Source organism: Vibrio sp. D173a (assembly GCF_030248475.1).
On the sequence record NZ_JAHGAH010000122.1, the window covers coordinates 15,184 to 27,565 of the forward strand.

At 46.2% G+C, this 12,382-nt stretch carries 10 protein-coding genes, 1 tRNA gene, 1 rRNA gene and 1 riboswitch; of the genes, 2 read left to right on the forward strand and 10 right to left on the reverse strand.

The annotated features are described in order from the left end of the window. Positions 1–67 precede the first annotated feature (67 nt). The gene (locus KIV40_RS13675; RefSeq protein WP_285349715.1) at positions 68–1,009 is read left to right on the forward strand and encodes a LysR substrate-binding domain-containing protein; all 942 of its coding nucleotides are present in this window, start codon (positions 68–70) and stop codon (positions 1,007–1,009) included. Positions 1,010–1,212: 203 nt separating this feature from the next. Then, on the forward strand, positions 1,213–3,003 hold the full coding sequence (locus KIV40_RS13680) for an aminopeptidase P family protein (RefSeq protein ID WP_285349703.1): 1,791 nt from the start codon (positions 1,213–1,215) through the stop codon (positions 3,001–3,003). A gap of 121 nt (positions 3,004–3,124) precedes the next feature. On the opposite strand, the gene thiH is transcribed toward KIV40_RS13680, so the two are convergent. From thiH to rrf, 10 genes are all read right to left on the reverse strand, one after another. After that, positions 3,125–4,252 carry a 2-iminoacetate synthase ThiH gene (thiH, locus tag KIV40_RS13685; RefSeq protein WP_285349705.1) on the reverse strand — a complete coding sequence of 376 codons (1,128 nt, stop codon included), beginning with the start codon at positions 4,250–4,252 and terminating at the stop codon, positions 3,125–3,127. Positions 4,253–4,286: 34 nt separating this feature from the next. Next, the gene (locus KIV40_RS13690) at positions 4,287–5,054 is read right to left on the reverse strand and encodes a thiazole synthase (protein ID WP_285349707.1); all 768 of its coding nucleotides are present in this window, start codon (positions 5,052–5,054) and stop codon (positions 4,287–4,289) included. A gap of 5 nt (positions 5,055–5,059) precedes the next feature. Next, positions 5,060–5,314, reverse strand: a complete 255-nt coding sequence (gene thiS / locus KIV40_RS13695; RefSeq protein WP_005378804.1) for a sulfur carrier protein ThiS — start codon at positions 5,312–5,314, stop codon at positions 5,060–5,062. A 38-nt stretch (positions 5,315–5,352) separates the two neighbouring features. Further along, positions 5,353–6,126, reverse strand: a complete 774-nt coding sequence (locus tag KIV40_RS13700; protein ID WP_228176212.1) for a HesA/MoeB/ThiF family protein — start codon at positions 6,124–6,126, stop codon at positions 5,353–5,355. Beyond that, complete coding sequence (locus KIV40_RS13705; RefSeq protein ID WP_285349710.1) at positions 6,113–7,528, reverse strand: thiamine phosphate synthase; 1,416 nt, start codon at positions 7,526–7,528, stop codon at positions 6,113–6,115. The genes KIV40_RS13700 and KIV40_RS13705 overlap by 14 nt, the downstream gene beginning before the upstream one ends. Beyond that, on the reverse strand, positions 7,528–9,468 hold the full coding sequence (gene thiC, locus KIV40_RS13710; RefSeq protein WP_285349712.1) for a phosphomethylpyrimidine synthase ThiC: 1,941 nt from the start codon (positions 9,466–9,468) through the stop codon (positions 7,528–7,530). The genes KIV40_RS13705 and thiC overlap by 1 nt, the downstream gene beginning before the upstream one ends. A gap of 165 nt (positions 9,469–9,633) precedes the next feature. After that, positions 9,634–9,732: riboswitch (TPP riboswitch) on the reverse strand. 61 nt (positions 9,733–9,793) lie between these two features. Beyond that, positions 9,794–10,177 carry a fluoride efflux transporter CrcB gene (crcB, locus tag KIV40_RS13715; RefSeq protein ID WP_005430379.1) on the reverse strand — a complete coding sequence of 128 codons (384 nt, stop codon included), beginning with the start codon at positions 10,175–10,177 and terminating at the stop codon, positions 9,794–9,796. A gap of 123 nt (positions 10,178–10,300) precedes the next feature. After that, a complete protein-coding gene (locus KIV40_RS13720; RefSeq protein WP_285349717.1) occupies positions 10,301–11,683 on the reverse strand; it encodes a multicopper oxidase family protein in 1,383 nt (460 codons plus the stop codon). A 426-nt stretch (positions 11,684–12,109) separates the two neighbouring features. Then, a tRNA-Asp gene (locus KIV40_RS13725) sits at positions 12,110–12,186 on the reverse strand. A gap of 31 nt (positions 12,187–12,217) precedes the next feature. Beyond that, positions 12,218–12,334 (reverse strand): 5S ribosomal RNA (gene rrf / locus KIV40_RS13730). Positions 12,335–12,382: the final 48 nt, after the last annotated feature.

Sequence of the window (12,382 nt, forward strand, 5' to 3'; positions counted from 1 at the left end):
AATCATCTGATGATATGAATGGAAATGATGTATACTCATGACCATTATTCCAATGGGGAAAATCACTGTGAACGTAGAGAAACTGGCACGTATCGACCTCAATTTGCTGGTCTGTTTTAAAGTGCTGATTGAAGAGTTGAATGTCACCCGAGCCGCTCACCGACTGTGCTTGAGCCAGTCCGCCGTGAGTAAGTCCCTGGCTAAATTACGTACCCAATTTGATGATCCCCTATTCACTCGAAACTCACACGGATTGACGCCAACACCGCGTGCATTGTTCCTTAAACCGAAACTTGATCTGTTGATAAACCAACTTGAGGTGCTGACTCAACCCGAAGAGTTCTCACCACAGAGCAGTGAGTACCGTTTTCAAATCGCAGCGGTAGAGAGTATCTACCCGTTGATTCTGCCTCACTTCTTGCCAGCGATTTTCCAACAAGCGCCAGGCGTGACCATCAGTACCCACTCTTGGTCGGAACAAACGTTCAAGATGATTCAGCGTGGTGAAATCGATTTAGGCATGACGGGTCGAGATATCGATATCAACGACGCCAAGCTGACTATGCTGCCACCAGATGACATTTGTGAGCAGGAAATCTATCGTGACCACCAAATGTGTATCGTACGTAAAGACCACCCGACTTTGCGTGGTAATTGGAATTTGGAAGCTTATCTAACCCTGCGCCATGTTCAGGTACGTTGTGATGGCAACGACCGTTGGTTGCTCGACTATCGTTTAGCCGACATTGGTCGTGAGCGTGACATCGCAGTCACCGTACCGGATTTTAACAGTGCCGCCAGTTTGTGTTCTTACACCGATTTTGTGTTTACCGCGCCAAGCCACTTTGTGAAGCTGGCAGCCAAACAACATGACATGGCATTGCTGCCACTGCCACTCGAATTCCCGCCAATGGCTTACACTTTGTTCTGGCACCGAGACAGAGAAAATGACCCAGCTTTAACTTGGCTACGTACCATGATCACGCAAAAAACCGATCATCTTAGATAAAAATCCCGGACGCGATTTGCGCTCTTACGGTAAAATGAGTAGCTTAACAGTCGATAGTCCTTTTTGGCTCATCTATGGTCTGTTGTACTCCGACTCTATTGAAGTGATTGCGAACCTCAATGGAATCGTAAGCTGCATGAAGCAGATGGAAACAGCTCCCACACCTGAGCATGAAGGAGCGGTAATTTGAAGGAATAACACAGATGCACAACGATACCCAAAGCCGCGTGAATGCAATTCGCGAATGGCTAGCACGACATAATATTGATGCCCTACTTGTCCCTCATGAAGACGAGTACTTGGGCGAATACGTACCAGCGCACAACGAGCGTTTACATTGGTTAACTGGTTTTACCGGTTCTGCTGGTGCTGCGGTAATCACCAAAGACAAAGCCGCTATCTTTGTTGATGGTCGCTACACGGTACAAGTCACTAAGCAGGTTCCTGCTGATCTATTCGAATACCGCCACCTGATTGAAGAGCCTGCACTAGATTGGATTAAAGACCATCTTGCAAATGGCGCGTCTGTGGCAATCGACCCTCGCATGCACAACTCTGCTTGGCTAGACATGGCGCAAGCAAAACTTGCAGGTGCACTTGAGCTTAAGATTCTCGACAGCAACCCAATTGATGAGCTGTGGCACGATCGCCCTGCTCCTGTAGTTTCTGATGTTCGCCTCATGGCAACAGAAGCAGTTGGTCAATCAAGTGAAAGCAAACGCCAAGAAATCGCAGAGCTAGTGAAAAAAGCCGGCGCAGACAGCGCAGTAATCACAGCACTTGATTCTATCTGTTGGTTGCTCAACGTTCGTGGTCTAGATGTATCACGCCTACCAGTTCTGCTTTCTCACGCGATTCTGCACTCAGATTCAAGCGTGGAATACTTCCTAGATCCTGCTCGCCTACCTGCTGAGTTTGACGCTCACGTTGGTTCTGGCGTAACAGTTCATCACCCTGAAGCATTGCAAGTACGACTAGAAACCCTAACTGGCAAGAATGTACTGGTTGACCCTGCGACAAGTAACGCATGGTTTAAGTTGGTTCTACAAAATGCTGGCGCTTCAGTGGTGAGTAAAGCTGATCCATGCCTAATGCCAAAAGCGGCGAAGAACGCGGTTGAAATCGCAGGCATGAAAGCATGTCATATCCGCGATGGCGTGGCGATGAGTAAGTTCCTATCATGGTTAGATGCTGAAGTCGTTACTGGTAACCTACATGATGAAGCAACACTGGCAGACAAACTAGAAGCGTTCCGTAGCGAAGACCCGACACTTATGGATCTTAGTTTCGATACTATTTCAGCTGCGGGTGGCAACGCGGCGATGTGTCACTACAACCACGAGAACCAACCTGAACCTGGCAAGCTAGAACTGAACACGCTTTACCTAGTGGATTCAGGCGGTCAGTACCTAGATGGCACGACAGACATCACGCGTACTATTGCGATCGGTCAGCCCTCACAAGAGATGATTAAACAATTCACTCTCGCACTAAAAGGTCACATCGGTGTTGCTCGTGCACGTTTCCCGAAAGGCACACGTGGTTACCAAATCGATACGCTAGCTCATCAGCACCTGTGGGCGGAAGGCTACGATTACGATCACGGTACTGGTCACGGTGTTGGTCACTTCCTAAGTGTTCATGAAGGTCCAGCGAGCATTTCGAAGAAGCAAATCGACGTGCCTCTAACAGAAGGTATGGTGTTGTCCAACGAGCCAGGTTACTACCGTGCAGATGCGTTTGGTATCCGTATCGAGAACCTAGAGCTTGTTGTTGAAACCCCAACTAATGGTGACTTCCCTGTTCTTTCATTTGAGTCGCTAACACGCTGCCCAATCGACAAGCGCAATATCAACGTTGATATGCTAACTCGTCCAGAACTTGCTTGGCTGAATGATTACCATCAGAAAGTATGGGATGAGATCAGCCCGCTAGTTGAAGGTGATGTGAAAGAGTGGCTTCGTCAAGCAACTCTACCTGTAGCACACAGCTAGAAGCTAGAAGCTAGAAGCTAGAAGCTAGAAAAAGTAGAGGGTTGATGTTTTTCATCAACCCTCTTTTCTTTGCCTATGTTTCACGTGAAACATAGCGATGACCAGTGGCTTTATTTGATGCTTAACCAGAATACGCTGAGTGCCAATCTCGCCATACAGGGTCAAATCCTTTGGCTCGAATCATCTCTTCCACAGAACCCGCGCTTCGCTCATCGCTGATCTCAAACTGCTCGAGTTCAACATCATCCATCGCATAACCACCCGGCTGAGTTTTCGATGCAGCAGACATACTGGTGATGCCTAACGGTAATGCATTGTCTCTGAACTTCGGTGATTCACGAGTCGATAATGACAACTCCACTTCTGGGTTCAACAAGCGATAAGCGCAAATCAACTGCACAAGCTGTTTATCCGTCATGACTGATTTTGGTTGCTTTCCGTTTAAAGAACTGGCCCCCTCACAAGGACGTAAACGCGGAAAAGAAATTGAGTAACGAGTCTGCCAATACGTGCGCTCAAGATAGTCCAAGTGCGCTGCAACATAAAAGCAATCGGTACGCCACTCTTCCAACCCTATCAATGCGCCAATACCGATCTTATCGATGCCCGCTTTTGCAAGACGATCGGGTGTATCCAATCGGTATTCGAAATCCATCTTATTGCCACGCAAATGGTGCTCGGCGTAAGTCGAAGGATGATACGTTTCTTGATAGACCATCACCGCATCCAAACCCAATGTCTTAAGCTCAGCGTATTCGTTTTGATCTAGTGGCTGTACTTCCATCGCCAAATAGTTAAAGCGCTTCTTAATCATCGGCACCATTTCACGGAAGTATTTCATGCCCACTTTGGTTTCGTGTTCGCCAGTCACCAGCAATACGCTATCAAACTTCATGCGTTTAATGGCTTCAACTTCTGCAGCCACTTCGTCCCTATTCAAAGTACGACGCTTGATTCTGTTCTCCATAGAGAAGCCACAATAAGTACAAGCATTGGCACACAAGTTAGAAAGGTACAGTGGAATGTAAAGCGACATGGTATTACCAAAACGCTTGCGAGTTGCCGAGTATGACAGCTGCGCCATTTGCTCTAAGGACGCTTCAGCCGCTGGTGAAATTAGCGCTTTAAAGTCTTCCAAATCACGCTTGGGTTTATTCAATGCTCGCTCGACATCTTGTGCCGTTTTCGCGTAGATCGACATCGAGATGTCATCCCAATTAAGCTGCTTAAATTGTTCAACGAAGCTCATGTTTTCCTCGCTTATTAGCTAAACCAATCTAGGACTAAAGATCATCTAGGAATGACGTCAGTGGACTCGACGCAACCGCATGAGAAACCTTACCTGCAAGTCCGGCTTCATAAGCCATACGCCCGGACTCTACCGCCAACTTAAATGCCTTCGCCATCGCAACGGGATCGCTCGAAGCTGCAATCGCGGTATTGACGAGCACGGCATCCGCGCCCATTTCCATCGCACGCGCAGCATGTGAAGGAGCACCGATACCCGCATCCACAACCACAGGAACATTAGCTTGGTCGATGATGATCTCTAGGAAGTCGTGAGAAACTATCCCTTTGTTAGAACCGATCGGCGCACCTAATGGCATGACCGCTGCACAACCCACTTCTTCCAATCGTTTACACAGAACCGGGTCAGCATGACAGTAAGGAAGGACAACGAAGCCCTCACGAACCAGTTGCTCAGCGGCAGCAAGTGTCTCAATTGGATCAGGCATCAAGTACTTCGGGTCTGGATGAATTTCTAGTTTTAACCAGTTAGTGCCCAACGCTTCTCGCGCCAGTTGTGCAGCAAACACAGCATCTTTAGCATTCTTTGCACCCGAGGTGTTCGGCAATAAGTTCACCTCCGCTTGTACTAACGGCAGCAAAATATCGTCTTGTTGGTCGTGCACATCCACACGCTTCAACGCCATGGTCGCAAGTTGAGAACCCGATACTTGAATCGCTTCTGCCATTAATCGGCTGTTGGCAAACTTCCCTGTTCCCGTGAACAGTCTTGATTCGAATTGTTTATCACCAATTTTAAGCATCGACGTTAACCCCCGGCGATCGCTTGAAACAAAGAGATGCTATCTCCCTGTGAAAGAACTGTGCTAGCCCACTCACTGCGCGGCACAACATTGTTATTAATTGCAAAAACACAGCCCATTTCAGGCAGCGCAAATTGACTAATGATTTGCTGTAGATTTGACTCACTGGCAACTTGATGTGACTGGTCATTGATGACAATAGTGATCACATCTAAGTCAGCAGCTGTCATTTGTGTTGTTTGTTGTTCTGATAACGTCATTGCTTCCAACTCTCTTAATTCTGCCCATTACTCGTAAACTAAATCTGAGCACACACTTGGCACTGTTTATCTTTACTTATCGCCATGGTTTGCCATTGCAGCTTCAATCCATCGAACAGGTGTAACTTGGCAGTCTCGACATGAAACTTTCCCGTCGCCAGTTTTTGAATTGCCGCTATCGCTTGGTAGTTGCCAAGTGTACCCACCACCGGACCGACGACACCGCTCTCACTGCACTTTTGCGTTTGCGGTAATTCGTCGAACGGATACAAACAGCGGTAACAGGCTTTATTCTGCGCTTCTTGTTCACTTGGTGTTTGGTAATCAAAGACAGCGAATTGGCCTTGCCAACCAATTGCCGCCGCCGAGATGAGCGGCGTATTTTGCTCGAAACAAACTTGGTTAATTAGCTGGCGCGTTGGCATGTTATCGGTGCAGTCGAGCACCACATCCGCTAGCATCACCTCAAGCTGCAGCTGTGCTTTGTCTAATCGCTTATTAAGAGCGCGAATTTGAACCATAGAATTAAGGTCAGTCAGTTGCTTTACAGTCGCTTTTGTTTTCGCAACTTGGAGGTCTTGTTCGCGATAAATGATCTGGCGTTGCAGGTTACTGCTATCAACTTCATCGTCATCGACCACAACCAATTTACCAACACCCGCGGATGCCAAGTACAAACTCGCTGCGCTCCCTAACCCACCACAACCGATGATCAGCACATGAGATTTGCTCAAACGTTCTTGCCCAATTTCGGTAATTTCAGGCAGAGCGACTTGGCGCTGATAGCGAAGAAACTGCTTATCCGTGAGCATGCTCGCCTCTCTTGTTATGCGCCAATTCACTATTCTGATCAGTAAACGTTAGCTGTCTTTCCTTCATCAGTTGTGCGAAGAACTCGATGACGGACTGAGGTGATTCTGCCAACGTAATAGCTCGCACAACTGCCAAACTAGAAACACCTGTTTGCCAAACTTGGGCTGCATTAGATTGGTCAATACCACCAATCGCAACCGTCGGAAAGCCAAGCACATAGTCACTACCTGCTTTGTCTTTTGCTGGACGGAAAGCAGCCTCTGTATTTGTATAAGGAATGCTATCAATCAGCTTTTGATACAGTGCCAAGCGCACTAAACCTTGTGGTTTCGATGGCATCTGTTTTGTGGTGGTTGGGAAAATATGCCCTAGCGCGATGTAGCTAGGATGAATTTGTACGATGCGCAGTAGTTCGTAATAACCATGAGTAGAAAGACCAAGACTAATACCGGCTTTAGTTAGCTGAGCCAAATTCGATTCTTCTATGTCTTCTTGTCCTAGGTGAACGCCATAAGCGCCATGCTTGATTGCCAACTGCCAATAGTCATTGATGAACACTTGTGCTTGATACTGACGACCTAGCTCAATTGCTCGAATGATCTGTTGTTCAAAATCGGCTTGTTGTGGGTTCTTGATTCGCAGTTGTATAGTGTTGATGCCTAGTGGCAATAGACGTTCAATCCAAGCAACATCATCAACGACTGGATAGAGCCCTAAACTTTGCTTATTCAGAGTTGGAAAGCTAACGCTCTCGCCTTGTGCAGACCAACCAACTTGAATACCTAGTCGGTTATCCTCCAGTACAGGTGCGGGGAAATCATCAAATTGGTCAGCCCACTGAGTAGTTTGCCCTCCGTCGAAGTTGTCATTCAACAGTGTTTCACGTGAAACATTCGCTTGTTGAGTTAGCATTCCTCGAGCAAGTGTTAACGCATCTTCGATAGGAAAATCGAGGACTGTCAGCGTTACAATCCAAGCAAGGTGATGTTCGGGATCGAACATTGCGTTGAATTTGGACTTAACGGAAAGCGCTCTCACTTCGTTGTTAATTGGGTGACGCCAGATATCAAGCTGAAGCTCTTTCTCCTTTTCATCGGATACCTGCGTATCAACAATGCCAATATAAATCGCTTTCGACGGTTGCTTAGCACACGCTTCTACCGATAAAGCAGAGCGGTAATAAAGCACAAATGAACTCTCATGCTCGGAGTCATAACCATCAATAAGATCTGTCGTTATGCGTGTGGTCTGTTGGTTGCGAACAAGCTGAATAGATTGAGTTGGGCTCACACCCAACTCAACGTCTTCTATGCTAAAACCCTGTTCTTTCGCCAACAACAAACATTGTTGAACTAAACCTGTTAGTTCAATCAATGATGACGGAATAAGGATTTTGCTCATCAGTCACTTACCTCGGCATGTACTGCAGGGTGGTATAACTCAGAACCTGTGTCTCTAAATTCTTGCGATTTCTGACGCATCCCCTCAAGAGGATCATCTAGCATTTTGATTGAGATAGCTTGGTCCGCAGCAACTTGCTCAGTGTCTTTCGCATATTCTCGGACTTCTTGCGAAATCTTCATGGAGCAGAACTTTGGTCCGCACATCGAACAGAAGTGAGCAACTTTTCCAGACTCTTGAGGCAAGGTTTCATCATGGAAGGCACGAGCGGTATCGGGGTCGAGCGACAAGTTAAATTGGTCTTCCCAGCGGAACTCGAAGCGAGCCTTAGAAAGCGCGTTATCACGAACTTGTGCACCAGGGTGTCCTTTCGCCAAATCAGCGGCGTGCGCAGCAAGCTTGTAAGTGATCATACCTACCTTTACATCTTCTTTGTTTGGTAAGCCAAGATGCTCTTTAGGAGTTACGTAGCAAAGCATCGCACAGCCATACCAACCAATCATGGCAGCGCCAATGCCTGACGTAATATGGTCATAACCAGGAGCGACGTCTGTCGTCAGTGGACCAAGGGTGTAGAAAGGAGCTTCATGGCAGTGCTCTAACTGCTCTTCCATGTTCTCTTTGATCATATGCATTGGAACATGACCAGGACCTTCGATAATCACCTGTACGTCGTATTCCCACGCTATTTTGGTCAACTCACCTAAGGTTTTGAGCTCTGCAAATTGCGCTTCGTCGTTAGCATCGGCAACCGAACCAGGACGAAGACCATCACCGAGAGAAAGTGCCACATCATACTTAGCACAGATTTCACAGATCTCTCGGAAGTGAGTATATAAGAAGCTTTCTTGGTGATGTGCTAAACACCATTTCGCGATGATAGAGCCACCACGAGAGACGATACCAGTAACACGTTTTGCAGTCATTGGCACATAACGAAGTAGTAAACCGGCATGGATAGTGAAGTAGTCAACGCCCTGCTCTGCTTGCTCGATCAGAGTATCGCGCATCACTTCCCAGTTAAGGTTTTCCGCCACACCATTCACTTTCTCAAGCGCTTGATACATTGGTACGGTACCGATCGGAACTGGGCTGTTACGTAGAATCCACTCGCGAGTTTCGTGAATATTACGTCCAGTAGAGAGATCCATAACGGTATCTCCACCCCAGCGCGTTGCCCATACTAACTTCTCTACTTCTTCTTCAATCGAAGAAGTGACCGATGAGTTACCGATGTTGGCGTTCACTTTGACCAAAAAGTTACGGCCAATGATCATTGGTTCGGATTCTGGGTGGTTGATATTGGAAGGGATAATCGCTCGACCTTCGGCGACTTCTTTACGCACAAACTCGGCGGTAATGTCTTTTGGAAGATTCGCTCCGAAGCTTTGACCCGGATGTTGTTGATTCAGCACTTCATCACGGTATTGAGCACGCCCCATATTTTCACGTAGAGCGATGTATTCCATTTCTGGGGTGATTATACCTTGGCGAGCATAGTGCAATTGAGTCACGCATTGCCCATCTTTGGCACGTCGAATACGTGGTAGATTTCCGTAACGAAGATCGTCTAGCGTTTCGTCTTCTAAGCGCTCTTTGGTGTACACCGAGCTTACTTCATCAATTAGCTCAGTATCGGAGCGCTCTTCAATCCACCCTTCTCTCAGCTTAGGTAAGCCGTTGTAGAGGTCAATGGTGTGTTCTGGATCTGTGTATACACCCGAGGTATCGTAAACGCGTACTGGCTCATTAGGCTCGAAAATAGGCGCTTCTTTTGTGCCTCCAATAAGGCTATCAGCGAGTGATATTTCACGCATTGGCACACGAATATCAGGACGTGAACCCTCTACGTAGACTTTGCTTGAATTAGGGTACGGTTGTACCGAGAGTGTATCAATGAACTGTTTTGCTTCCAGTCTCGCTTGCTTGCGACTCGACATAGCATTTTTCCTTGCTTTGTTATGCTTAGATAAAAAGTATTGGGATAAAAATGCTTGGCGGATAGATGCGACAAGAGGAATCGAATTAAAGACAAGTCGAGCGAGTGCTCTTCGTCTATAACAACATTCGACTATTTGATAGGTCAACCAGATAGAACTCTGGTGTAGATATCTTCTCTTGTTCCCTTCGCAGATTCTAATCTGATCAGGTTCAACGGATCCCGAATTAACGGTCTCAGCCTTATGGCACTCCGACAAGTGAAATCAGTATATAAAAACGGCTTGGTTAAACCAAGCCGACCTGATGAAGATTTGAGTGTTTTTGCTAGCTACGCATCAATAATTGGAAACCAATCCACGCAGCCGAAATGCTTAACACGACATTCAGCAATACGTTCAATCCCATCTTAAAGAAAGCTCCCTGCTGCATAAGCAACACGTTATCCATTGAGAAAGTCGAGAACGTAGTTAATGCGCCCAAAAAGCCAAGCCCGATAATTTGACGCCATGGGTCAGTGACCATTAACTCAGTTTCAAACGCAGCAATTAGTAGACCCATAATAAATGAGCCAACAACGTTAACCGTTAATGTACCGTATGGAAAACCACGACCAAGTAGCATCACACAAAGTTCAGAAATTAAGTAACGAGAACATGCACCAAATGCGCCACCCAATGCAATAAAACCCAAAACGGATAGTTGCCCCATAATTCCCCCAGAAAAGTTAATGGCGACATTGTAATCAAATTTACGGTAATAGTGATTATACAATCTTAGAATTCAGCAAAGTATAGCGCTTAAAACTTATCAAGATTTAAAAAGTTACAGGAGTCACTTTACTTCAATATAACCCATCAACCCCGTCTTCATGTGTTCGATCACATGACAATGGTACATCCAACGCCCTGGGTTATCTGCAACAAATGCCGCTTTCGCACTGCCATTTTTTCCAAGTAAGACCGTATCGGTATGAAACGGCTCATCGAGTTTTTTGCCATCTAATTCAAGAACGGTAAATGTATGTCCATGAAGATGAATAGGATGATGATATTGGGTGACGTTCTTAAGGTTGAAGATATAGGTTTTTCCCACCTCCAATGTTGAAAGCGGCGCAGGAATATTATCTTTGCTCATTCCCTCCCAAGCTCGTTTATTCATTAGCCAAAACTTAGGTATCGCTTTGCCCGATTTATCGGCAGGAGTGACTGCCCCCTCCCATTCAAACACATAATCAATTTGATCAGCATTTTCCAAATCAAGATCAGGCACAGGGTTAAGAGGCAATAAAGGCAGTTTCTGATTGGTCGGCAGGTCAGACTCAACAACTTCGAACTCACACAAAGGGAATGGGAAGCGCCCTCTCATTTGACGCACATAAACACGCTCTCCTGCCCTTGGAGCAATCAATCCGACATCTAACCTCATTCCCGGACCAATTTTGTGTTGAGTGAGCTTATAAGGCGTTTTAACAGGATTCCCATCAATAGCAATAACCCAAGCCTCTGCTCCTTCTATAGCGATCGGGTAAGTAATGGTGTTATCGACATTAGCAATTCTTAGTCGCGTTGTTGCATTCTGCTTCAACGCATAAACAGGTTCATGAACACCATTGACGCTACTCCACTCTCCTGGCGTTCCCATGCGTGCACTCAAGCGCGGCACCATTAGATTCTTCCACTGACCTTGTTTGTCTAAATGCCAATGCTTGAGAACGACTTCATGCTCTTCATTAAACTGAACAGGCTCAGCCTCTTCAACGATAATTAGACCAACTAACCCCATACCAAGCTGCTTAACGCTATTCATATGTGGGTGATACCAAAACGTACCCGCATCTGGCGGTGTAAATTCATAAACGAATGTTTCACCCGGCATGATAGGCGGCTGGCTCAAGAAAGGGACACCGTCCATTTCAATAGGGATTCGCAAGCCATGCCAGTGGATTGTAGTTGGCTCTGAAAGCTTGTTGGTAAATCGGATAATAACTTTCTCGCCTTGGCGACAACGAATCGTAGGAGCTGGAATCGATCCATTAAACGCGAGTACATCCGTATTAAATCCTGGTACTAATTCAGCAATAGAAGGCTCTGCAGTGATGTCGTATATATGCTGACCTTGTTTGTTAGTGCCCCTATATAGAGAACATGCAGGCAGAACGGTAAGCGCAGAGATCGCTAAGGAAGATTGAAGCAAGCGTCGACGAGATATATCCATGTATTTAGTCACCCATTATTCCAATTGATGTGAGTGTAACTAAATATTAATAATGATTCTCAGTTATCTTTTAAAGATGTGCAGTCATAATGCTTAGATTCAGAGATTACAAATGAAGACCTATATTTAATGATCACTAACAAGATAGTAAGCACCCACATACATATAGCAAAAAAGTAAAATAGGTCGGTTTAAGAAGAAGGGAGCTTAATGGTAAATAAGGCTAGAGCGAGTAGGAAATTGAAGGCTCTAGAAACGACGAAAGCCTTGCTATTTCTAGCAAGGCTTTCTAAATAAGTGGCAGAGCGGCTGGGCTTGCACGCAATTGGACTCGCACACGAGCGGAGTTCATACACCAATAGGTGAATTTGAATTGTCAGATACGAAAAAGCCCTAGCATTTCTGCTAGGGCTTTGTCTGAATAAGTGGCGGAGCGGACGGGACTCGAACCCGCGACCCCCGGCGTGACAGGCCGGTATTCTAACCAACTGAACTACCGCTCCGCACTGGTTAGACCTAAAGTCTAAATTTAAAGCCTGGCGATGTCCTACTCTCACATGGGGAAGCCCCACACTACCATCGGCGCTAATTCGTTTCACTTCTGAGTTCGGAATGGAAATCAGGTGGGTCCAAATCGCTATGGTCGCCAAGCAAATTCTTGCTTTTACTTTCAGCTTTTTCTAAAAGCTGAAGGCAAAA